The sequence below is a fragment of the Rhodococcus sp. BP-241 genome, assembly GCF_019836145.1.
In the GTDB taxonomy this organism is placed as follows: Bacteria; Actinomycetota; Actinomycetes; order Mycobacteriales; family Mycobacteriaceae; genus Rhodococcoides.
Genome location: NZ_JABUEI010000001.1, coordinates 50,081 through 71,879, shown reverse-complemented (window position 1 = coordinate 71,879; position 21,799 = coordinate 50,081). Strand labels below are relative to the sequence as shown.

Sequence of the window (21,799 nt, the reverse complement as noted above, 5' to 3'; positions counted from 1 at the left end):
GCACTCCCGGGGAACATTCGGAGCACCGGGCACCGTTGGTCCTCGTATGACTGGTTCGAGAACGACACGCACCGTGGTCGCCACGGCCTTCGGTGGACCCGACGTCCTGGCGATCCGCGACGAGGTGGTCGACGAACCGGGTCCCGGACAGGTCGTCGTGGACATTCGCGCCGCCGGCGTCAATCCGTTCGATCACAAGCTCTACAGCGGCGCATTCGGGACGGACGAGAGCACACTCCCGCTGCACCTCGGCAGCGAGGCGTCGGGCGTGGTGTCCGCGGTGGGGCGCGACGCCGTCGGACCGGCGGGTCCCGTCCGTGTCGGCGACGAGGTCATCGTTCTGGCAGACGGTGCCTACGCCGATCGCCTTCTCGTCGATGCCGACGCGGTGCTGCCGAAACCGCAGGCGCTCGGCTGGGAGGAAGCGGCCGGGTACTCCCTCACTGCGGCCACCGCCTACGACATGGCGGAACTCGCGAGCGTAGAGGAGGGCGACTGCGTCCTGATCCACGGAGCATCCGGCGCCGTCGGCTCGCAGGCGGTCCAGCTCGCCCTGCACCGCGGAGCACAGGTGATCGGCACCGCGAATCCCCGCAACCTCGACGCGGTGCGCGCCCTCGGCGCCGTCGCAGTCGCGTACGGCGACGGTCTGCTCGACCGGGTACGCACCGCGGCGCCCGACGGCGTGGATGCCGCGCTGGACACGGCCGGCACCGACGAGGCGATCGACGTGTCCCTGGTGGTGGTGCAGGACCGGACGCGCATCGTGACCATCACTGCCTTCGGTCGGGCAGCCGACGAGGGTTTCCGGTCCGCGGGCGGCGGGAACCACGAGAGCGCCGCACGGCGCAAGGAGGCGCGTCTGCCTCTGCTCGAGTTGGCCGGATCGGTGATCACCGTGACGGTGGCCGGGACGTTTCCCCTCGCGGAGGCGGCCACCGCCCACCGCGAACTGCAGACGCACCACCCGCGCGGCAAGTACGTCCTCGTCCCCTGACGACGGCCTCGCGGAGACGCGCGGGGGTGGGGAGACTACCGTTGAGCTCAGAACGCATAGACATCTAGGAGCGGATACATGAGCGTCGAGACGAACGAGAAGAAGCGCCACCGCGTCGTCGTCATCGGTTCCGGCTTTGGTGGCCTTTTCGGCACACAGGCCCTCAAGCGAGCCGATGTGGACGTCACGCTCATCGCGCGGACCACCCACCACCTGTTCCAGCCACTGCTCTACCAGGTGGCCACGGGCATCCTCTCGGTCGGCGAGATCGCCCCCGCGACCCGCGTCATCCTGCGCAAGCAGAAGAACGCCGAGGTTCTGATGGGTGACGTCGAGACCATCGACCTGACGAACAAGACCGTCACCTCGCGGCTGCTCGAGCGCGAGACCGTGACGCCGTTCGACAGTCTCATCGTGGCTGCGGGCGCACAGCAGTCCTACTTCGGCAACGACCACTTCGCCGAGTTCGCACCCGGCATGAAGACGATCGACGACGCCCTGGAACTGCGCGGACGCATCCTCGGCGCGTTCGAGCAGGCCGAGTTGTCCACCGATCCGGCCGAGCGCGAGCGCCTGATGACGTTCGTCGTGGTCGGCGCAGGCCCCACCGGCGTCGAGCTCGCGGGCCAGATCTCCGAGCTCGCGACGCGCACGCTCGACGGAGCCTTCCGCAACATCGACGCCAAGGACGCGAAGGTGGTGCTGCTCGACGCGGCGCCCGCCGTGCTCCCCCCGATGGGAAAGAAGCTGGGCGAGAAGGCCGCGAAGCGCCTCACCAAGCTCGGTGTCGACATCCAGCTCAACGCGATGGTCACCGGCGTCGACAACGACGGTCTCACCGTCAAGGACAAGGACGGCACCGAACGCCGCATCGAGGCGCAGTGCAAGGTCTGGTCCGCCGGCGTGCAGGCCAGCCCGCTGGGCAAGCAGCTCGCCGACCAGTCCGACGGCACCGAGGTCGACCGCGCGGGCCGTGTCGTGGTGGAGCCGGATCTGACCGTCAAGGGACACCCCAACGTGTTCGTGGTCGGCGACATGATGTCGGTCAAGGACGTCCCGGGTATGGCGCAGGGCGCGATCCAGGGCGCCAAGTACGCGGTGAAGCAGATCAAGGCGTCACTCGACGGACAGAACCCGTCCGAGCGCAAGCCGTTCTCGTACTTCGACAAGGGGTCGATGGCCACGGTGTCGCGATTCAGCGCCGTGTGCAAGGTCGGCAAGCTGGAGTTCGGCGGATTCATCGCCTGGGTCGCATGGCTCGGACTCCACCTCTTCTACCAGGTGGGATACCGGAACCGTCTGACGACGGTGATCTCCTGGTTCGTCACCTTCCTGGGCAAGGGTCGGGCGCAGATGGCGTCCACCGAACAGCAGGTGTTCGCGCGCCTCGCGATCGAGCAACTCCACACACTCGAGCAGGAGAACCGCGTCGACGGCGTGGCGATCCCCACCCGCACGGTCGAGGCGACCTCGAAGGCGGCGGACCGCGAGTCCGGTGCCACGGCCGACGCAGCGGAACAGAGCAAGCAGCTCGACAGCACGGAGAAGCGGGCCGCCTCCGGTGCCTCACCCACACCGGCGGAGCGTCAGGGCGAGGAGCCCTCCGCGAACGACGGAGCGGCGGAGACCGCGGAGGCCAAGCGCGCAGGCTGATCTCCCCGCGCCGAGAGCGCAGCGACCGACCGGGTGACCGGGAGCCGATGGCCGAGCCAGGTGGACAGTGTTCCGCCTCCGGCCATCGGCATCGTCGTCTCCAGTCCGGCCACGGTGTCGCCGGAGGGACTGTCCGACAGACACTCCGGCCAGGTCAACGTACTGATCGACGCGGTCGGCGCGAACAGAGCGTCGTGCCCTGCGGCGCCCCAACCCAGGTCGAGTCGGTGGCGGAGCACCGGACCGGCCACGCCGTCGACTCGAAAGAGACCCGACCACCGGCCGTCCACTTCCCCGGTGCGGCCGATCTGGATCCGTTCGCGCACGGCGGCGCGTACCCGGTCGCCGAGATGCAGCGACACCGACGATCGGTGGTCCGCCGATCCGGCGACGATGGTGGGTTCCGGGTCCACGATCACCTCGGCACCGTCCTCGACTTCCACGGTCCACGACGCGTGTGACACGTCGGTCGAGCGCCCGGGCAACGCCACCGAGGCGGCGACACTGCACACGTGCAGCCGCGCCCCCGCCTCGACCACGATCCGGACGTCGATGGTGTCCCCACCCAGCGGGGTCGCGGCCGAGCCGACGAGGTGGACACGGTCGACTCCGGTCCGGCGTACGGCGAGCCCACCCACCGCCTCGATGCGCGGTGACCTGCTCCGCGACGCGACGACGAGCACCGTCGAGCGCAGCGCGCCGTGCGTCGTCACGTCAGGCGGCGACGGCAGCGAGCTGCTCGCGCACCCAGGTGAGCACCACCGTCGCGGCAGGGTCCTCCGTGAGCGAGATCAGAGCGGTGGGACGACCCTCGCGCACCCGCACCGCGTCGTTCTCCATGACCGTGAGGTCGGCACCCACCATGGGGGCGAGATCGGTCTTGTTGATCACGAGCAGATCTGAGAACGTCACGCCGGGACCGCCCTTGCGCGGCACCTTGTCACCGCCGGCGACGTCCACGACGAAGATCTGCACGTCGATCAGCCCGGACGAGAAGGTCGCGGTGAGGTTGTCGCCGCCCGACTCGACAAGGATCAGATCGAGCGGCGGATTGGCGTCGACCAGGTCGTCGATGGCATCCAGGTTCGCCGTGATGTCGTCACGGATCGCCGTGTGCGGGCAGCCGCCGGTCTGCACGGCCGTGATGCGCTCGTCCGGCAGAACTGCGTGACGGCGCAGGAAGTCGGCGTCCTCCGTCGTGTAGATGTCGTTGGTCAGCACGGCCAGCGACAGTTCTTCGCGCAGCTGGCGGCACAGCGCCGCCACCAGTGCGGTCTTGCCGGATCCGACGGGACCGCCGATACCAACGCGCAGCGCTTCTCCGGGTGTGCGGACGCGCTTGGGCCGGTCCAGGGCGTGGGAGTGGGGCTCGCCGTCGATGAGATGCGGAGGCATGGGTGTTCTCTCTTTCTGTGGGGTGATCAGGAGACGAAGAGGGGGCGTTCGCGCCGGACGTGACGTTCGCCGAGGTGGTCCAGCAGCGGATCCGATTCGTCGGACAGAGCCGGGAGCGCGCGCGCGACCGAGGCCGCGATCCGGTCGCACTCGGCCGCGAGCGCCACGGTGCACCCCGCCACGGCGCCCGGATCCAACGCGAGAAGTCGCTGGGCGGCGATGGCGGCGCCCGTCATGGCCGTGTAGATCTGCACGGACGCCGTCTCGTACGGTCCCGCGCCGGTGACGGCACCGACGACTCCCGCCACGACGGGCAGGTGCGGGCGCCGTCCGACCGCCGTCCAGTCGTGGTCCGGCCACACCGTCTCGGCGAGGCGACGCAATCCCCTCCCCTGGGCGCGGGACGCGGCGCGAGCCGCAGGAGACGGCGTGCGGGCGTCGGTCTCGCGATCGGCGGCGTCCGCGGGCAGGACACCGGCGGCCACAGCGGCAGCGATCGACGCCGCCACGGCGCCGCTGATGCGCATACGCCGGAGTAGATACGCCTCGAGCGTCGGTAGGTCCCGGACGAGTCCCTCGGCGATCGCCTCCTCGACTCCCCCCGAGTGCACGTGCCCACCGATCGGGAGCCGTGAGTCGGCGAGGGTGAGCAACGTGGCGAGGCCGACACCGGAATGCGGATTCGTCATTAGAACAGGAAGTACCGCTGCGCCATCGGCAGCTCCGTCGCCGGCTGCTCGGTCCAGACGTCGCCGTCGATGCGGACGGTGAAGGTGTCCGGATCGACCTCGATGCGGGGAACCGCGTCGTTGTTCACCATCTGTGCCTTCCCGATGCCGCGGACGTTCCCGACCGGAACGAGTCGACGCGCGACGTCGAGGCGATCGGCCAGCCCGTCGTCGAGCGCCTGGGGCGCGACGAAGTGCACGGACGTGGCGGCCGCCGCCTTGGGTGCCGCTCCGAACATCGGTCGCGGCAGTTCCGGCTGCGGTGTCGGAATCGAGGCGTTGGCGTCGCCCATGGTGGCCCACGCGATCATGCCGCCCTTGATCACCAGATGCGGCCGGACACCGAAGAACGCCGGCTCCCACAGCACGAGGTCGGCCAACTTGCCGGGCTCGACGGATCCGACCTCGCCGTCGAGTCCGTGCGCCACGGCCGGGCAGATCGTGTACTTCGCGACGTACCGCATCGCGCGGTTGTTGTCCGCACGGTAGTCACCGGCGAGGAAGCCACGACGCTTCTTCATCACGTGTGCGGTCTGCCACGTCCGCATGACTACCTCACCGATGCGTCCCATTGCCTGCGAGTCGCTGCCGATCATCGAGATGGCACCCATGTCGTGCAACAGATCCTCGGCCGCGATGGTCGAGGGGCGGATGCGGCTCTCGGCGAAGGCGAGGTCCTCGGGAATGGACGGGCTGAGGTGGTGACAGACCATCAGCATGTCGAGATGCTCGTCGAGAGTGTTGACCGTGTGCGGCCGAGTCGGGTTGGTCGAACTCGGGAGCACGTGGGGCTGCGAGGCGACCGTGATGATGTCCGGCGCGTGCCCGCCGCCCGCACCCTCCGTGTGGTACGAGTGGATGCCGCGACCGGCGATCGCGCCGAGGGTGTCCTCGACGAAGCCCGCCTCGTTCAGAGTGTCCGAGTGGAGCGCCGCCTGCACACCGGCCTCGTCGCAGACCCGCAGGCACGCGTCGATGGCGGCCGGGGTCGAGCCCCAGTCCTCGTGCAGCTTGAATCCCGATGCGCCGGAACGTAACTGCTCCCACATCGCGTCGGGTGAGACGGTGTTGCCCTTGCCCAGCAGCGCCACGTTCAGCGGCCACCCGTCCATGGCCTCGAGCATCCGCGCCAGATGCCAGGCACCCGGGGTCACGGTGGTCGCCTTCGTGCCCTCGGCGGGGCCGGTGCCGCCGGCGATGATGGTGGTGATGCCACCGCCGAGCGCCTCCTCCATGAGCTGGGGGGCGATGAGGTGCACGTGGCAGTCGATGGCGCCGGCGGTCAGGATCTTGCCGTTGCCGGCGATGATCTCGGTGGACGGCCCGATGACGAGACCGGGATGCACTCCCGGCATGGTGTCCGGGTTCCCGGCCTTGCCCAGCGCCACGATCCGTCCGTCACGCAGTCCGACGTCGGCCTTGATCACACCCCAGTGGTCGAGCACCACGACACCGGTGATGACGGTGTCGGGCGCACCGTCGGCCCGCGTGGCCCGCGACTGTCCCATCGACTCGCGGATCACCTTGCCGCCGCCGAACACGGCCTCGTCGCCGGCGAGACCCGGCCCACCGCTGCGGTCCTCGGTGATCTCGATCAGCAGGTCGGTGTCTGCCAGGCGGATCCGGTCACCCGTGGTGGGTCCGTACAGCTCCGCGTAGCGCGAACGATCGAGGTACGCCATCAGTGACCGTCCCGGGGTGTCGTGTCGTCCAGTGCGCCGGGCGGGGTGAGCGAGATGCCGTGAACCTCGCGGAGACCGCCGATGTCGACGAGCACGACCTCCTGAGCGATACCCGGTTCGAACCGCACCGCGGTGCCCGCCGGGATGTCGAGGCGCTTCCCGTGCGCGGCGACGCGATCGAACGTCAGCGCGGCGTTGGCCTGCGGGAGATGGACGTGACTTCCCACCTGCACCGGCCGATCGCCGTCGTTCACGACGTCGAGAGTGAGCGACGCACGACCGGCGTTGAGCTCGATCGACCCGTCCTCGGTGATGATCTCTCCGGGAATCACGCGCACTCCTTCACGAGATCGGGTCATGAACGGTGATGAGCTTGGTGCCGTCCGGGAACGTGGCCTCCACCTGCACCTCGTGCAGCATCTCCGGGATGCCGTCCATCACGTCGGCGCGGGTCAGCACCTCACGGCCCGACGACATCAGTTCCGCCACGGACCGCCCGTCGCGTGCGCCCTCGAGCAGGTGGTCGGTGATCAGCGCGATCGCCTCCGGATGGTTCAACCGGAGTCCGCGCTGCTGCCGGCGACGCGCCAGTTCCGCGGCGTAGCTGAGCAGCAACCTCTCCTGCTCGTGCGGAGACAATCTCATGGGGGACACTTCCCTTCGCGGCGAACGACGGCGACAGGCAATGCTGGCACGACCTCGGCCGTCGCGCTCGCCGGACGCGCGTCAGGACGCGCCGATCCGCCCCGTGTCCTCGATGTTCTGCAGTCGGACCTGGCCGCGGGCGATGAGACGGTCCGCGGCATCGGTGATGGTGACGGTCCAGATCTGCTGGGTCCGCCCGCGGTGCACGGGCAGTGCCTCGGCGGTGAGCACGCCCTCGCGGGCGGCGCGGATGAAATCGGTGGTGTTGTTGACTCCGACGACGTGGCCGCGATCCCCCAACCACAGGGCGCCCGCCGTGCTCGCCAGCGACTCGACGACGGCGCAGTGCACGCCGCCGTGCACGATCCCGAACGGCTGCAGGAGTTCCGGGCGCACGGTCCACTCCGCGGTGACCCGATCGGGTCCCAGTTCGCGGAACTGCAGACCCAGCACCTTCCCGAAACCGCTGTCCAGCTGCTCTCGAAGTTCGTCCGACACCGACGGTGACACATCGTTCATGGCGTTCAGTGAATCACGTGGACGGACACGAAGCGGCGGGCCTCGCAGTGTGTCGCGAGGCCCGCCGGGGCACGGACGCCGACGTCGCTGCAGCCCTCAGGACGTCGGCACGATCCGAAGTTCGTGTGGCTCGGACTATACAGGATAGCCTTGCCTAAGTCACGCAGGTCGCCGTAACCGAACGCGCCACCCCGCGTCGACGAACGCATCGAGGAGCATCTGCCCCCTGCGCCAGCCGCCGTCACGAGACACGCCACCCAGCAACGGAACTCGTGCCGAGGCGCCGAGGACCGACTCGCCCACGATGCGGCTCATCTGCGTGGCGTCCAGAGGACCGAGCGCGGACAACCCTGCCGCGGCGACCTCGAGCGAGCGAGCAGCGCGATGCGCGGTCCAGGCCGCGAGCGCCTCGTCGCACGGCATGACCACCGTTCCCGCGGTCGCGCCCGAGCCGGACACCGAGCGCAGCGCCGTGTCCCGCACGCCCGCCCAGTCGATGCCCACGTCGCTGTCGAGATGGATCCAGAGATTCTCGGGGCCGGGGTCCCACACCCGTCCACATCCGACGAACGCCGCGGCCGACCGTCCCACGACCGCGTGCACGAGTGCGGCCGCCACCTGGTCCACCGCACGACGCGGGTCCGGATGGTCGAGCGACGACCGGCGCAGCAGGGCCTCGAAGCGGCCCGACTCGAGCCCGGTGGCGAACGACCACCAGCGACGCTTGCTCTGCTCGGCCATGTCCGCGACGGCGTACACGCGGGGGGCCTCCGGATCGAGGTGTCGCAGAGCGGTCATGGTGTGCCGGAAGGCGGTGGACACCGCGGCTCGACGATCGTGCGGTGAGACGACGGTGTCGATCGTGACTGTCATCGGATGGAACTCCTCGTCTGCAGGTGCCCGGACGGTGACACGCACCGACCGGTCGAGTCATAAGGTAAGCCTAACCAATACATCGAAGACAACCGGGTGTGGTTCGCATCACCGCGAGACCGCGCCGCCACACGACTGCTTAGGCTTGCGTAACCTTCCATGAGAGACACCACCACACCGATCGAGGAGGACCGCGTGACCGACACCGCGTCCGGACCTCTCGCATCTCACCCCGGCCCGAACGACCTCCCCGAGCCCGGCACCACGGTTCGTCCCGATCGCGACTACTCGATCGCCGACGCGGATCGGCGGGCGCCCGGCCGGGTGACCGTCGCGGCAGCCTCGGCGGTCGACGTCGGTGTCGTCCTGCTCCCCCTCGTGCTCGGCCTCGTCGTCGTCCGATCGCTCGCCGACGACAACGGCGGCGGCCAGGTCGACCGCGCGGTCTTCGGCGTCATCGCGGTGCTCGCGGCCGCGGGTGTGCTGGTGTGGAACCGGGGGTTCCGGGACGGTCGCGCCGGACAGAGCGTCGGAAAGTCCCTGTTCGCCCTCGTGCTGCGGGACGCCGAGACCGGTGACGCGGTGGGCGTCCGACCTGCTCTGACGCTGCGTCGGAAGCCCGGTGTCGAGACGGTCCGGCTCACCGTCGCGGTCGCGGAGGACTTCGAACCGGTCGCTCCGGACACCTCCTCGGCAGCGACCCGTCGACGCCGAACCTCCGGACTGATCATCCTCGTCGCCGCCATCGTGCTCGTCGCGCTCATGAGCGTGGCCGTCGGTGCGCGGCCGCTCACCTTCGCCGAGATCTTCCATGCGCTGTTCTCCGCCACCGGGACCGACACCGACGTGATCGTCCGGTCGCTACGCCTCCCCCGCACGATCCTCGGACTCGTCGTGGGCATCGCACTCGGCGTCGCCGGCGCCCTGATCCAGGGCCACACCCGCAATCCGCTCGCCGATGCCGGGTTGCTCGGCCTCAACGCCGGTGCCGCCTTCTTCGTCGTCATGGCGATCTACCTCTTCGGCATCACGTCCCCCGGTGGCTACCTCTGGTTCGCCTTCGCCGGCGCTGCCGCGGCCAGCATCGTCGTGTTCGGTACCGCGTCTCTGGGCGGGGCGAGGGCCAACCCGCTGTCGTTGGCCCTCGCGGGAGCCGCGATCGCGTTCTTCCTGCAGGCCATGACCAACGCGGTGGTGCTGCTCGATCAGACCACCCTCGACAGCTACCGGTTCTGGGTCGTCGGCTCCGTCTCGGGACGCGGGCCGGACATCTTCTGGACCGTGCTCCCGTTCATCGTCATCGGGCTGATCATCGCCGTCGCGGGCACGCCCGCCCTCAACACGATCAGCCTCGGTGACGACGTCGCCCGCTCACTGGGCACCAACATCACCCTCACGCGCGTCGTCGGCATCGTGGCCATCACACTTCTGACCGGCGCGGCGACCGCTGCGTGTGGGCCCGTGGCCTTCGTCGGACTGGTGGTGCCCCACATCGCGCGTGCCATCACCGGCCCGGACTATCGCTGGCTGCTCCCGTTCGCCGGCGCGCTGGGCGGTGTCCTGCTCGTGCTCGCCGACGTCATCGGTCGCGTCGTCGTGCGGCCCGGTGAACTGCAGGTCGGCATCGTGCTCGCGCTGATCGGCGCGCCCTTCTTCATCGCCCTGGTACGCCGTCGGACGTTGGTGTCGCTGTGACCGCGCACCCGACCGTCCGTTCCGCGGCGACCGCGCCGTCGGTGGCGGGTCGCCCGGCCTTCCGCATGGGACCGCTGTCGACGGTGCGTCGCCCCGCCAGGGTGCTCGTCACCCTCGCCCTCGCGATCGTGCTGTTCCTCGTGTTCTGTCTGAACGTCGGGCGCGGCGACTACCCGCTGTCGATCCCGGACGTCGTGAACGTGTTGGTGGGCGGCGGCTCGCGGATCGAGCGTTTCGTCGTCATGGACCTCCGCCTGCCGCGTGCCCTCACGGGCGCGCTCGTCGGCGCCGCGCTCGCCGTCTCCGGCGCGTTGATGCAGTCGATCACCCGCAACTCACTCGCGAGCCCGGACATTCTCGGCATCACGTCCGGCGCGAGCGTCGCCGCCATCTCGCTGATCGTCCTGAGCGGCACCAGTACGGCCGTGGGCCTGTTCGCCACGCTCGGCGTGACCCTCGCCGCTCTCGTCGGCGGGCTGCTCACCGCAGCGCTGGTGTACCTGTTGTCGTGGCGGGGCGGAGTGCAGGGCATGCGGCTGGTGCTCGTGGGCATCGCGATCAACGCCATGATGGTCGCGCTGATCGGCTGGATGTTGGTCAATGCCGACATCACCGACGTCACCCGCGCCCAGCTGTGGCTCACCGGTACGCTCTCCGGCGCCACGTGGTCGCAGGTGTGGCCCGTCACCGCCGCCGTGGTCGTTCTCGGAGCGGGCTCGGTGATCATGTCGTTCCGACTGTCCGCCATGCGGCTCGGGCCGGACACCGCCCGCTCGCTGGGCGTGGACGTGCAGCGGTCTCAGGCCGTCCTGCTCGTCATCTCGGTCGCGATGGCCGCCATCGCCACGAGCGTCGCCGGCCCGATCGGATTCGTGGCCCTCGCCGCGCCGCAGATCGCCCTGCGGCTGACCCGGTGCGCCGAGCCTCCGCTGATCGCCTCGGCCCTCACCGGCGCCGTCACCGTGGTGGGGTCCGACCTGGTGGCGCGCACGATTCTGCCGGTCGAGCTCCCCGTCGGCATCGTCACGTCCGTCCTCGGCGGACCCTTCCTCCTCTATCTGCTGGTCCGAGTCAACCGAAAGGCGACAGTATGAGCGTGCACGCGCATCCGGAGATCACCGGAGCCACACCTCCGCACCGTCTCGCCGCGGAGAACATCTCGGTCGGCTACGGCGACCGCATCATCATCGAGGGGCTCGACCTCGAGATCCACACCGGCGTCGTCACGACGGTCATCGGACCCAACGGCTGCGGCAAGTCGACTCTGCTGCGCGCCCTCGGCCGCCTGCTGTCCCCGCGCCAGGGCCAGGTGACGCTGGACGGCAAGGCGATCGGTCACATGAAGACCCGCGACGTCGCGCGCACTCTCGGGGTGCTCCCGCAGTCGCCGATCGCCCCGGAGGGGCTGACGGTGGCGGACCTGGTGGCACGAGGCCGCCATCCGCACCAGTCCTGGATCCGGCAGTGGTCCCGCGACGACGAGTCCGAGGTGGCGCGTGCGCTGAAGCTCACCGGTATCGAGGATCTCGCCGAACGTCCCGTCGACCAGCTCTCGGGAGGACAGCGCCAGCGTGCCTGGATCTCCATGGCACTGGCGCAGGGCACCGACGTCCTGCTCCTCGACGAGCCGACCACCTACCTCGATCTCGCGCACTCCATCGAGGTCCTCGACCTGGTGGACCGGATGCACGACGAGATGGGCCGGACCGTGGTGATGGTGCTGCACGACCTCAACCTGGCCGTCCGCTACAGCGACCGTCTCGTGGTCATGCACGAGGGAGCGATCGTCGCCAGCGGTACGCCGTCCGAGGTCATCTCCGAGAAGATGCTCTTCGACGTCTTCGGCCTGTCCGCGGCCGTCATCGACGACCCGGTCTCCGATCGTCCGCTGATCGTGCCCATCGGCACCCGCCACGTCCGGGCGGGCGCCGGCATCCGACCGGCCTGACGGTCAGCGGTCGATCATCGTCTTCACGAGCCGGACACTCTGACCGAAGGACACGTCCGGCAGGTAGGCCCGTCCGATGGCGTTGCCGATGCTCGGTAGCGCAGCCGGATCTGGGAACGTCATGTACATCGGTTCGTACACCGGCTGGAACTTCGACTTGAACGCCAGCAACGACCGGAAGCCGTAGACCGGTTCGAGCGTGCGGCCCACGACGTCGAGCAGACGCTCGAGCATCCCCGAGAGTGTCGACGTCTGCGCCGTGTCCTCGGTCGGATCGCCCACCTTGGCCAGCGGCGCTCCCGACAGACTGAGGAACTGCGCGCCCTCCTCCTGCAGGGACAGTGCGGCGGACGCGATGAGGAATTCCATCGCGGGCCGGAAGCCCTCGGACCGACGGCGCATGAAGTCCAGGGTCCAGCCCACGACGACGCCGTCGCGGTACACCGGCATCCACGAGGTGATGCCGTGCACGGTGCGCTGCTCGTCCACGGCGATGAGGCACCGGACCTGCGGATCGTCGACCTCGTCCAGGCCGCCGAGCGTGAAGCCCATCTCGGGCATGCCCTTGTCGGCGACCCATTCCTCGGAGATCGCGGTGATCTGGTCCGTGATCGACAGCGGCGCCGTCGGGAACGAGATCCACTCGGCCTCGACACCGGCCTTCTTCGCCCGGTTCACCGCGGTGCGGACGTCCTGGAACTTCTTGCCCGTGAAGGCGAGATCCGCGAGCGGGAGCACGGTCTCCTCCCCCACCTGGATGCTCTCCCAGCCCAGAGCGCCGGTGATCGCCGCGACGTCCGGCGTCACCGAGTAGAAGCAGGGCGACCATCCGTTCGCGGCGGCGTACTCGGAGAAGCCGACGATGGCCGCCTCCCGGTCCGCGGGCGGACCCACCGGATCGCCGGTGGTGAGGGCGATGCCCGAGATCACCCGGAACGCGACGTAACTGTGACCGTCGGGCGAGAACCAGTACCGGTTGCCGCGCCACGTCGTCATCCAGGACAGGGCGCTGCCGCTGCTGCTCGTCAGCACCGCCCGAGCGCGTTCGGTGGCGTCGGTCTCCACGCCGTACGCCGGTCTCACGAACGACCCCGCGGTCGCGACGACCAGCACCGCCCAGAACACGATGCCGGTCCATTCGTAGAGCACGGTGGCGAGCCAGCTCGTCGGCAGGAAGGGCGGGTCGAACCACTGCAGCAGAACCGGGGGCACGAGCCGCTGCGGGAAGTCGCCGAGCAGCGTCAGCACTCCCGGGCTGCCGTCGAAGCCGGACCGGATCAGCGCGCCGACGGCGACGTAGAGAACGGCGAGAACCGCGCCGGCCCCGACCACGGTGGCCCACAGTCGCGTGTACGTACCGGCAGGCGCGGACACGTCGAAGTTCGTGCGCGTGACCACCAGCAGTGCCATGACTGCCAGGGGGACGACGAACGGGACGGCGGTGCGGTAGAGCGTCGGATCTGCGACGCCGTAGAACAGCGTGTCGCCGTTGTCCAGATCGGCGAAGCGGATCAGGTAGTTGGCGAGCGCCAGGGCCAGGAGCACGACCTGCGAGACCATCGCACCGATCCAGGCGAACCGACGCCCGCGGCGCAGTCCGTCGCTGAGGACCAGCAGATAGACCGAGGGCATGACGCTGGCCAGCACCGGTCCCACTCCGCCGAGTCGGAGATCGAGCAGCCCGCGTCGGCAGTCGGTGGACCCCGGATCTGCACCACAGACCAGGTTCACCTCGTCGAGCGTCCACTCCTGGCTGCGGAACAGTTCGCGCAGCACGGCGAACGGGCCCACCGCATTGGGCGAGAAGGCAGCGATCATCGGGCCGATCGCGGACGCCGCGACGATGAGGGCCACCAGCACCCGACCCTCGCGGCGGGTACCGGCGAGATGGGTGGCGCGAGAGGATCGTCCGACGATCAACGGACCCGCCACTGCGCCGACCACGACCGAGCCGAGCGCGGTGATGTCGGCGAGATGGCCACCGAACAGGGCCATCACGACGGTCAGCGCCACGAGGCCCACCCGCACCCGCCGACGCCAGAGCGTTCCCATGTTCGCGCTGGCCACCATCAGCGTGCCGAGGATCCAGGCCGTGGGGCCCGAGGTGACGCCGAGATGAAGCTGGAAGCCCCACCCCTCGTCGAGCAACTGCCCGAGAGCGGCCAGCGCGAGACCCAGCAGCGAGCCGCCCACCTGGGTCACCAGGACGGCGACCGCGAAGCGCCGAGTACCCATCCGGTGCTCGATCGGCGCTGCCACGACCAGGAACAACGCGGTGGCGACGACGAAGGCGGCCACCCCCACGGCGAAGAGCCCCGACGTGACGGGGGTCCAGAGCCGCAGGTTCTCGATCGGAACGATGCCCAGCGCGGTGTGGTGGTCGAGGAAGCTGCGATAGCTGCGTGTGGTGAGGGAGAGCACGATCAGCCCTACCCACATGACGGCCAGCAGTGCGAGGCTGACCGGAGCCCCCTTGGCGCCGTAGGCGATCGTGGACCACAACCGTGCGCCCTGGCGACCGGTTCGTCCCCACCACGCGGCGATGTCGGTCCGCGCACGGGCGACCGGACCCTGCGCGGGAGATCCTGCGGCGGACGGATCGGTCACGACGTCAACCCCAGCCGGGTGCAGAGCCAGTCCAGCTCCAGCTTCAGGCCCGCAGACCACGTCTCGTAACTGTGTCCACCCGGGACCTCGGCATAACGCACGTCCATTCCGGCTTTCTGTGCGGCGGCGAGCAGCTGCTTCGCCGAGTTCTGGTAATCGGGATCACTGGCGCCGACGACGAAGGCGCCGGCGCTGGTGGGGTACTGGCGTGTGGCCATGAGGTTCATCGGGTTCACGGCCTCGAACGCGGCCTCGCTTCCGCCGAACGCCGCGTCCAGCGTGCGCTGCTTGTCCCCCAACGTCGGTTCGAGCTGCCCCGAGAGAACGAGGAAGGTCGGGTACAGCTGCGGGTAGTTGGTGGTCATCTGCATGGCGCAGGTACCGCCGTAGGAGAGCCCGCCGATCGCCCAGTGCGCCGGATCGGTGTCCACCTGCAGGGTCGCGTTCACCCACGCCGGCACGTCCTTCGCCAGATAGGACGCCACGTTGCCGAGCGGAGAGTCGACGCAGAGCGGATTGGCGATGGTGGACCCGGTCGCGTCCGCCACCACCACGACGGGTGCGAGACCTGCGTGATCGGCGGCGTAGGCGTCCATCGTCTGGACCAACCGGCCGCCGGTGAGCCAGTCGTCGGGCGCTCCGGGTTGGCCGGCGAGCAGCACGAGGACGGGCAGCAGCGGCCGGCGTGCGGTGAAGTACGCGGGCGGCAGGTAGACCTTCGCGTTCCGAGCGGAGAAACCCGACTCCGTGCCCGGGATCGGCGTGTCCAGGATGCGACCACCGGTCGGCATGTCGGCGGGGGCGGTCCACACGCTCGCGAGAGGTGTACCGGTGATCGGGTCGGCGGTGCGGCCGGTGACGTCGTCGACGTCCACCTCCTGCACGGACGAGATCCCCAGGGCGGTACCGACGGTGGGGTAGGCGTCGAAGACCAGGTTGACCTGCAGCGCGGACGTCGCGACCACGGCCACCGTCGCGATCACGGTCACCACGCGGGTCCACCACCGTGTCGCGGCCAGCATCCGCGGCACGAGGAGGAACAGACCCAGGACTCCGAGACCGACCCAGACGTAGACCGACGTCTCGACGGGATCGGGGAAGACCCGCCAGATCTTCTCGATGCCGAACCACGCCGCCACCGTGAGGACGGCCGCCACCGCGACCGCCACCGGGACGGCGCGGGTGAGGTGCCGCCGACGCCGCGCGAGCACGAGCCAGACGAGCCCGAGCACTCCGACGACCGTGACGACGATCGGGACCGGTCCACTGACCAACGACGTGTCGACGAATGCCACGGCGCAACAGTAGCCGCGCAGTAGTTCTCGACGCGTGTTTCCGCGCCGGTGGACGCGCGCCGACGTGCGACGACCCGCTGCTACACCGTGTAGTACGCATTTGCGTCGGAGTGGCCGTATCATCTGACGAATGGCAGGCCTGGGCGATCTCGAACGAGCAGTGATGGAACATTTGTGGTCGAGTTCGGAGCCGCAGACCGTCCGTCAGGTCCACGAGGCACTGGCGTCGAAGCGTGAGCTCGCGTACACGACGGTCATGACGGTCCTGCAGCGTCTGGCGAAGAAGAAGCTCGTCACCCAGCAGCGGGACGACCGCGCGCATCGGTACGCTCCGGTACATGGGCGCGAAGAGCTTGTCGCCAGCCTCATGGTCGACGCCCTCCAGCAGGCCGACCGCTCCGGCGGACGCGCTGCGGCCCTGGTCCACTTCGTGGGTCGGGTCGGCGCCGACGAGGCCGCCGCACTCCGGGAGGCCCTCGCGGCACTGGAGACGCAGGACGACGGTTCCTCCAACGCCTGACCTCTCGACCCTCGACGCTCCCTCCCACACGACGGTGAGGACATGAACGCACCGACAGCACTGGTCTTCGCGGTACTCGCGTTGATCCTGACGGGACCGGTTCCCGCGATGCTGTCCCGTGCGACATGGCCGCACCGGACACCGCGCGCCGCCCTGGTGCTGTGGCAGGCGATCGCACTCGCCGCGGTGCTCTCGGCCTTCAGTTCCGGTCTCGCGATCGCGAGCCAGCTGCTCGTCCCCGGACCGGACGGCCGGCCCACCACGGCGCCGACGGCCGAGATCGACGCCCTCGGCCTCCCGCTGTGGATCCTCTACGTGACGGTGCTCACGATCACCCTCGTCATCGGTGCGCGGCTCGTCTGGGCCACGTCCCTGGTGGCGATCAAGACCCGACGACGGCGTGCGCGACACCGCACGCTGGTCGACATCCTCGATCGCAGTGCGGGCGAGACCAGTGCCCACGGAACCGACGTGCGGGTCCTCGAGAGCCTCGACCCCATCGCCTACTGCCTGCCCGGACTGCGGCAACGCGTCGTGGTCAGCGAGGGCACGTTGTCCAACCTGGACGACGACGAGCTGGCCGCCATCCTGACCCACGAACGCTCCCACCTGCGCGCGCGGCACGATCTCGTTCTCGAGGCGTTCATGGCCGTCAACCAGGCGTTCCCGCACGTCGTGCGCAGCCGGTCCGCGCTGGGTTCGGTGCAGCTGCTGGTCGAGCTGCTCGCGGACGATTCCGCGGTGCGCGTCACGGGCCCTCGTCCCCTCGCCCGCGCTCTCGTGGCCTGCTCCGGATCGTCGGCGCCGCGGGGAGCTCTGGCCGCGGGTGGGCCGAGCACGCTGGTGCGGGTGCGCCGGTTGGCCACTCCCGGTTCCACCCCGGGTGTCGCCACTCTCGCCTATCTCGCGTCGGCGGCCATCCTCGTGGTGCCGACCATCTACGTCGCCGTGCCGTGGTTGACCGAGCTGACGCGCCTCGCACGACACGGTTCATGACTACTGGCTCACACGAGTCGGCATCGGCACCACTCGTCGCGTAGTGTTACCGGTGGTTCATCAGAACCATCCGTTAGTCGATATGGCACAAATTTCGCCGTCGCTCCGATCCGTCCCCTCGTGGACGCCACGGAGTCGTACCGGTGACAAGACACCTCACATTGCGCCCGAGCCCCGCTTGCGCATCGATGACCAGGTGATGTGTGCCCTGGCTCGTCACGCTGCGCGGTGATTCATCGTTGCTGTGCACCGACGCGCCTGCAACCCCGAGAGGTACCACCGCGTTGACCAGCGCCACCCCCGTTTCTGTTTCTGCCACCAGCACTCCCGAGGCGTCGGAGACCACGTTCTCCGACCTCGGACTTCCCGCGGCCATCGTCGCGGCGCTCGCCAAGAACGGCATCACCGTTCCCTCGCCCATCCAGAAGATGGCCATCACCGACGCCCTCGCCGGCCGTAACGTTCTCGGCCGCGCACAGACCGGATCGGGCAAGACGCTCGCGTTCGGTCTGCCGATGCTCGCCCGCCTGGCGTCGACCGGTACCAAGCCCGCCGCGAAGCGTCCCCGCGCACTGGTGCTGGTCCCCACCCGCGAGCTCGCCTTCCAGGTCGTCGACTCGCTGCAGTCCTACGCCACCGTCCTCGGACTGAGCGTGCGTCCGGCCGTCGGCGGCACCCCGTTCGGTCGTCAGGCCGATCAGCTCCGCCGCGGTGTCGACGTTCTCGTCGCCACCCCCGGACGCCTCGGCGATCACCTGCGTCAGGGCACCTGCGTCCTCGAGGCAGTGGAGATCACCGCACTCGACGAGGCCGACCAGATGGCCGACATGGGCTTCCTGCCCGAGGTGCGCGACATCCTCGGACAGACCGCGAACGGTGGCCAGCGCATGCTGTTCTCCGCCACGCTGGATCGCGAGGTCCAGTCGTTGGTCCGCCAGTTCCTGGCCGACCACGTCCAGCACTCGACCGGTGACAGCAAGGCCGCCGTCGAGTCGATGGATCACTACATCCTCAATGTCGGCCGTGGACAGAAGGACATCGTCCTGTCCGAGATCGCCGCTCGCGAGGGTGGCCGGACCATCATGTTCGCCCGCACCAAGCTCGGCTGCGACGGCATCACCGATCGCCTGCGCGCAGTCGGCATCCACGCCGAGTCGCTGCACGGCGGCAAGGCTCAGAACCAGCGCACCCGCGTGCTCGACCGCTTCAAGAGCGGCCGCACCCCCGTGCTCGTCGCCACCGACGTCGCCGCACGCGGCATCCACGTCGACGGCATCGACCTGGTCGTGCACGTCGATCCGCCCGCGGATCACAAGGACTACATGCACCGCGCCGGCCGTACGGCACGTGCCGGTGCGGCGGGCACCGTCGTCGCCATCGCGCTGCCCAACCAGCGCCGCATCATCAGCCGACTGACCGGCCAGGCCGGTGTGAAGGTCACCTCGGTGGACGTCTCCCCCGGTTCGGTGGAGCTCGGTTCCATCACCGGAGCCAAGGCTCCGTCCGGCGAGCCGGTGCGTGAGGCACCGCGTCGCGAGCGTCCCAGTGGCCCCTCGCGCTTCGGCGCCTCGGGATCCCCGCGCACCGGTGGCTACCGTGGCGGCGACTCCGGCGGATACCGGGGTCGCGACGAGAACCGCACCGGTGGGTACCGCGGCGGTGAGTCCAGCGGTGGCTACAAGGGCCGCGACGAGAACCGCACCGGCGGCTACCGCGGCGGCGAGTCCACCGGTGGCTACAAGGGCCGCGACGAGAACCGCACGGGCGCAACGGCTTCGCGCACCGGCGGGTTCCGCAGCCGTGCTGCGGGCACCGCGCGCGACTGACAGCTCTCCCGTCCTTGTCCGGCCCCGACTTTCGCGTCGGGGCCGGGCAGGGAAAGCTGGGGGAATGACTTCCTCGGATTCTTCACCTCTCGCCCAGATCGGTGTCACCGGCCTCGCTGTCATGGGGTCCAACCTGGCGCGGAACTTCGCCCGCCACGGACACGTGGTCGCGGTGCACAACCGGAGTTACTCCAAGACACAGACTCTGCTCGACGCGCACGGCAGTGACGGCACCTTCGTCGCGTCCGAGAGCATCGAGGATTTCGTGGCCAGCCTCGAGAAGCCACGCAAGGTCGTCATCATGGTCAAGGCCGGCGATCCCACGGACGCGGTCATCGAGGAACTCGCCGGCGTCATGGACGAGGGCGACATCATCATCGACGGCGGCAACGCCCTCTACACGGACACCATCCGCCGCGAGTCCTCGTTGAAGGACCGCGGCCTTCTCTTCGTCGGCGCCGGCATCTCCGGCGGCGAGGAGGGTGCACTCAACGGCCCCTCGATCATGCCCGGCGGCCCCGCGAAGTCGTACGAGTCGGTCGGGCCCCTGCTCGAGTCGATCTCGGCACACGTGGACGGCACCCCGTGCTGCACCCACATCGGCCCCGACGGGTCCGGGCACTTCGTGAAGATGGTGCACAACGGCATCGAGTACGCCGACATGCAGCTCATCGGTGAGGCCTACAACCTGCTACGCGACGCGCTGGGCATGGATCCGGACGCGGTCGCAGACGTCTTCCGCCAGTGGAACGAGGGCGACCTCGAGAGCTACCTCGTCGAGATCACCGCGCAGGTGCTCGCCCACAAGGACGCGAAGACCGGGAAGCCGCTGGTCGACGTCATCGTCGACGCCGCCGAGCAGAAGGGCACCGGTCGCTGGACCGTCAAGTCCGCGCTGGATCTCGGAGTCCCCGTCACCGGCATCGCCGAGGCGGTGTTCGCCCGAGCACTCTCGGGCGCGCGCGGCCAGCGCGAGGCGTCCAAGGGTCTGGCGTCGGGAACGCTCTCGGCGAAGCCCGAGGACATCGAGACCTTCACCGAGGACATCCGTTCCGCGCTGTACGCCTCCAAGGTCGTCGCCTACTCGCAGGGCTTCGATCAGATCGCCGCCGGTTCGGCCGAGTACGACTGGAATCTGCACCCCGGCGATCTCGCCACCATCTGGCGCGGAGGATGCATCATCCGCGCCCGGTTCCTGAACCGCATCAAGGACGCCTACGACGAGAACCCGGAACTGCCCGCGCTGTTGCTGGCGCCGTACTTCCGTGACGCCGTCGAGAACGCCGTCGACAGCTGGCGTCGCGTCGTGTCCACCGCGACACTCCTCGGAATCCCGGTGCCCGGCTTCGCCTCCGCCCTGTCGTACTACGACGGACTGCGCGCCGAACGTCTGCCCGCCGCGCTGACGCAGGGTCTGCGCGACTTCTTCGGAGCGCACACCTACGAGCGCATCGACGCCGACGGCAAGTTCCACACCCTGTGGAGCGAGGACCGGTCCGAGATCGAGGCCTGACCTCCGCCGTGAGTTCGTCCGTGCTCGCGGTCGGGCTCTCGCTCGTCGCGGCATTTCTCTTCGCCTGCGCCGCCGTCGCTCAGCAGACGGCGGCGTCGGCGGTCGCGGACGGGGACTCGTTGATCTCGGGTCTCGTGCGCAGCCCGCGGTGGTGGGCCGGGGTGGTCGGCGACCTGGGCGGATACCTGGTGCAGGTGGCGGCCCTGGCCGTCGGGTCGGTGTCCGTGGTGCAGCCGTTGCTCGTCAGCATGCTCCTGTTCGCGCTTCCCCTCGCCGCGAAGTACTCCGGTCTGCGGATGCGGCGCGCCACCTGGATCTCGGCCGTGGGTCTCACGGTCGCGTTGGTGGCGTTCGTCGCGGTCGGCGACCCCACCGAGGGCACCGCCGACGCGCCGCTGTCGGTGTGGGCACTGCCGTTGGCCGCCGTGGTGGCGGTGGCATTGGTCGGCGCCGTCGCCGGTGTGCTCACTCGCGAGCCCGGTCGTGCGGCGCTGCTGCTCGGAGTCGGCGGTGGGCTGCTGTTCGGCGTCGCCGTCGCGTTCACCAAGTACGTCACCGACCTGGTGGAGTCCGATCTGCTCGGCGCCCTCACCGCGTGGCAGACGTACGCGTTGATCGCCGCGGGAGTCTCGGGCTTCTACCTGCAGCAGCGAGCGTTCCAGGCCGGTCCGCTCGCGGCGTCGCTGCCGGCGGTGACCGTGTGCGAGCCGCTGGCGGCGGTGTTCCTCGGCATCGTGGTGCTCGACGAACGGCTCCGCCTCGACGGACTGCGCGGCGTGGTCGTCGCCTCCGCCGTGATCGTCATGATCGTGACCACCGTGGTTCTCTCGCGGGAGCAGGGGCGTGCGGACGACGCCGTCCCGGTTGTCTGACCCACCCTGGACGTCGCCGCCGCAAGATATATCCG

19 protein-coding genes and 1 pseudogene are annotated in these 21,799 nt (G+C 69.5%); 10 read left to right on the top strand and 10 right to left on the bottom strand.

Going from position 1 to position 21,799, the window contains the following annotated elements; genetic code table 11:
- The first annotated feature begins 46 nt into the window (after nucleotides 1–46).
- Complete coding sequence (locus HQ308_RS00335; RefSeq protein WP_222645181.1) at nucleotides 47–997, top strand: NADP-dependent oxidoreductase; 951 nt, start codon at nucleotides 47–49, stop codon at nucleotides 995–997.
- A gap of 78 nt (nucleotides 998–1,075) precedes the next feature.
- Nucleotides 1,076–2,414, top strand: a pseudogene (locus HQ308_RS00330) (NAD(P)/FAD-dependent oxidoreductase); the annotation flags it as partial.
- Nucleotides 2,415–2,583: 169 nt separating this feature from the next.
- On the opposite strand, the gene HQ308_RS00325 reads toward HQ308_RS00330, so the two are convergent.
- The 8 genes from HQ308_RS00325 to HQ308_RS00290 all read right to left on the bottom strand — a co-directional run bounded on the left by HQ308_RS00325 (nucleotide 2,584) and on the right by HQ308_RS00290 (nucleotide 8,492).
- Nucleotides 2,584–3,363, bottom strand: coding sequence for an urease accessory protein UreD (locus tag HQ308_RS00325; RefSeq protein WP_308115631.1), 780 nt, complete (start codon nucleotides 3,361–3,363; stop codon nucleotides 2,584–2,586).
- Nucleotide 3,364: 1 nt separating this feature from the next.
- Nucleotides 3,365–4,045 carry an urease accessory protein UreG gene (gene ureG, locus HQ308_RS00320; protein ID WP_027505415.1) on the bottom strand — a complete coding sequence of 227 codons (681 nt, stop codon included), beginning with the start codon at nucleotides 4,043–4,045 and terminating at the stop codon, nucleotides 3,365–3,367.
- Nucleotides 4,046–4,071: 26 nt separating this feature from the next.
- Nucleotides 4,072–4,734 (bottom strand): urease accessory protein UreF, encoded by a 663-nt coding sequence (locus tag HQ308_RS00315; RefSeq protein ID WP_222645180.1) that lies wholly within the window; start codon nucleotides 4,732–4,734, stop codon nucleotides 4,072–4,074.
- The gene (locus HQ308_RS00310) at nucleotides 4,734–6,455 is read right to left on the bottom strand and encodes an urease subunit alpha (protein WP_027505417.1); all 1,722 of its coding nucleotides are present in this window, start codon (nucleotides 6,453–6,455) and stop codon (nucleotides 4,734–4,736) included. The genes HQ308_RS00315 and HQ308_RS00310 overlap by 1 nt, the downstream gene beginning before the upstream one ends.
- On the bottom strand, nucleotides 6,455–6,787 hold the full coding sequence (locus tag HQ308_RS00305; RefSeq protein WP_027505418.1) for an urease subunit beta: 333 nt from the start codon (nucleotides 6,785–6,787) through the stop codon (nucleotides 6,455–6,457). Before HQ308_RS00305 ends, HQ308_RS00310 begins: the two co-directional genes overlap by 1 nt.
- Nucleotides 6,788–6,797: 10 nt before the next feature.
- Nucleotides 6,798–7,100 (bottom strand): urease subunit gamma, encoded by a 303-nt coding sequence (locus tag HQ308_RS00300; protein ID WP_027505419.1) that lies wholly within the window; start codon nucleotides 7,098–7,100, stop codon nucleotides 6,798–6,800.
- 81 nt (nucleotides 7,101–7,181) lie between these two features.
- On the bottom strand, nucleotides 7,182–7,619 hold the full coding sequence (locus tag HQ308_RS00295) for a PaaI family thioesterase (protein ID WP_222631273.1): 438 nt from the start codon (nucleotides 7,617–7,619) through the stop codon (nucleotides 7,182–7,184).
- Between the two features lie 159 nt (nucleotides 7,620–7,778).
- A complete protein-coding gene (locus HQ308_RS00290; protein ID WP_156380490.1) occupies nucleotides 7,779–8,492 on the bottom strand; it encodes a hypothetical protein in 714 nt (237 codons plus the stop codon).
- 159 nt (nucleotides 8,493–8,651) lie between these two features.
- On the opposite strand from HQ308_RS00290, the gene HQ308_RS00285 reads away from it, so the two are divergent.
- From HQ308_RS00285 to HQ308_RS00275, 3 genes are all read left to right on the top strand, one after another.
- Nucleotides 8,652–10,187, top strand: a complete 1,536-nt coding sequence (locus HQ308_RS00285; protein ID WP_222637501.1) for an iron ABC transporter permease — start codon at nucleotides 8,652–8,654, stop codon at nucleotides 10,185–10,187.
- Nucleotides 10,188–10,252: 65 nt separating this feature from the next.
- Nucleotides 10,253–11,281, top strand: a complete 1,029-nt coding sequence (locus HQ308_RS00280) for an iron chelate uptake ABC transporter family permease subunit (protein WP_081821226.1) — start codon at nucleotides 10,253–10,255, stop codon at nucleotides 11,279–11,281.
- Complete coding sequence (locus HQ308_RS00275; protein ID WP_056444458.1) at nucleotides 11,278–12,135, top strand: ABC transporter ATP-binding protein; 858 nt, start codon at nucleotides 11,278–11,280, stop codon at nucleotides 12,133–12,135. Before HQ308_RS00280 ends, HQ308_RS00275 begins: the two co-directional genes overlap by 4 nt.
- 3 nt (nucleotides 12,136–12,138) lie before the next feature.
- Here HQ308_RS00275 and HQ308_RS00270 read toward each other — a convergent pair whose 3' ends face one another.
- Together HQ308_RS00270 and HQ308_RS00265 are read right to left on the bottom strand one after the other, a co-directional pair.
- Nucleotides 12,139–14,742, bottom strand: coding sequence for a bifunctional lysylphosphatidylglycerol flippase/synthetase MprF (locus HQ308_RS00270; RefSeq protein ID WP_374198515.1), 2,604 nt, complete (start codon nucleotides 14,740–14,742; stop codon nucleotides 12,139–12,141).
- Nucleotides 14,739–16,037, bottom strand: a complete 1,299-nt coding sequence (locus HQ308_RS00265) for an esterase family protein (RefSeq protein ID WP_027505426.1) — start codon at nucleotides 16,035–16,037, stop codon at nucleotides 14,739–14,741. Before HQ308_RS00265 ends, HQ308_RS00270 begins: the two co-directional genes overlap by 4 nt.
- Nucleotides 16,038–16,167: 130 nt before the next feature.
- Here HQ308_RS00265 and HQ308_RS00260 point away from each other — a divergent pair, with 130 nt between their 5' ends.
- From HQ308_RS00260 to HQ308_RS00240, 5 genes are all read left to right on the top strand, one after another.
- On the top strand, nucleotides 16,168–16,557 hold the full coding sequence (locus tag HQ308_RS00260) for a BlaI/MecI/CopY family transcriptional regulator (RefSeq protein ID WP_027505427.1): 390 nt from the start codon (nucleotides 16,168–16,170) through the stop codon (nucleotides 16,555–16,557).
- 42 nt (nucleotides 16,558–16,599) lie between these two features.
- Nucleotides 16,600–17,553 carry a M56 family metallopeptidase gene (locus HQ308_RS00255; protein WP_222645178.1) on the top strand — a complete coding sequence of 318 codons (954 nt, stop codon included), beginning with the start codon at nucleotides 16,600–16,602 and terminating at the stop codon, nucleotides 17,551–17,553.
- 284 nt (nucleotides 17,554–17,837) lie between these two features.
- Nucleotides 17,838–19,379, top strand: a complete 1,542-nt coding sequence (locus HQ308_RS00250; protein WP_051613283.1) for a DEAD/DEAH box helicase — start codon at nucleotides 17,838–17,840, stop codon at nucleotides 19,377–19,379.
- A 64-nt stretch (nucleotides 19,380–19,443) separates the two neighbouring features.
- Nucleotides 19,444–20,892, top strand: a complete 1,449-nt coding sequence (gndA, locus tag HQ308_RS00245) for an NADP-dependent phosphogluconate dehydrogenase (RefSeq protein ID WP_027505429.1) — start codon at nucleotides 19,444–19,446, stop codon at nucleotides 20,890–20,892.
- Nucleotides 20,893–20,900: 8 nt separating this feature from the next.
- Complete coding sequence (locus HQ308_RS00240; RefSeq protein WP_231476281.1) at nucleotides 20,901–21,764, top strand: DMT family transporter; 864 nt, start codon at nucleotides 20,901–20,903, stop codon at nucleotides 21,762–21,764.
- Nucleotides 21,765–21,799 lie beyond the last annotated feature (35 nt).

Bases quoted from the DNA above. Each gene is read 5' to 3' on its own strand.
- HQ308_RS00335 (WP_222645181.1), top strand. From the start codon at position 47: ATGACTGGTTCGAGAACGACACGCACCGTGGTCGCCACGGCCTTCGGT.
- ureG (WP_027505415.1), bottom strand. From the start codon at position 4,045: ATGCCTCCGCATCTCATCGACGGCGAGCCCCACTCCCACGCCCTGGAC.
- HQ308_RS00315 (WP_222645180.1), bottom strand. From the start codon at position 4,734: ATGACGAATCCGCATTCCGGTGTCGGCCTCGCCACGTTGCTCACCCTC.
- HQ308_RS00310 (WP_027505417.1), bottom strand. From the start codon at position 6,455: ATGGCGTACCTCGATCGTTCGCGCTACGCGGAGCTGTACGGACCCACC.
- HQ308_RS00300 (WP_027505419.1), bottom strand. From the start codon at position 7,100: ATGAGATTGTCTCCGCACGAGCAGGAGAGGTTGCTGCTCAGCTACGCC.
- HQ308_RS00295 (WP_222631273.1), bottom strand. From the start codon at position 7,619: ATGAACGATGTGTCACCGTCGGTGTCGGACGAACTTCGAGAGCAGCTG.
- HQ308_RS00290 (WP_156380490.1), bottom strand. From the start codon at position 8,492: ATGACAGTCACGATCGACACCGTCGTCTCACCGCACGATCGTCGAGCC.
- HQ308_RS00285 (WP_222637501.1), top strand. From the start codon at position 8,652: ATGAGAGACACCACCACACCGATCGAGGAGGACCGCGTGACCGACACC.
- HQ308_RS00280 (WP_081821226.1), top strand. From the start codon at position 10,253: ATGGGACCGCTGTCGACGGTGCGTCGCCCCGCCAGGGTGCTCGTCACC.
- HQ308_RS00275 (WP_056444458.1), top strand. From the start codon at position 11,278: ATGAGCGTGCACGCGCATCCGGAGATCACCGGAGCCACACCTCCGCAC.
- HQ308_RS00260 (WP_027505427.1), top strand. From the start codon at position 16,168: ATGGCAGGCCTGGGCGATCTCGAACGAGCAGTGATGGAACATTTGTGG.
- HQ308_RS00255 (WP_222645178.1), top strand. From the start codon at position 16,600: ATGAACGCACCGACAGCACTGGTCTTCGCGGTACTCGCGTTGATCCTG.
- gndA (WP_027505429.1), top strand. From the start codon at position 19,444: ATGACTTCCTCGGATTCTTCACCTCTCGCCCAGATCGGTGTCACCGGC.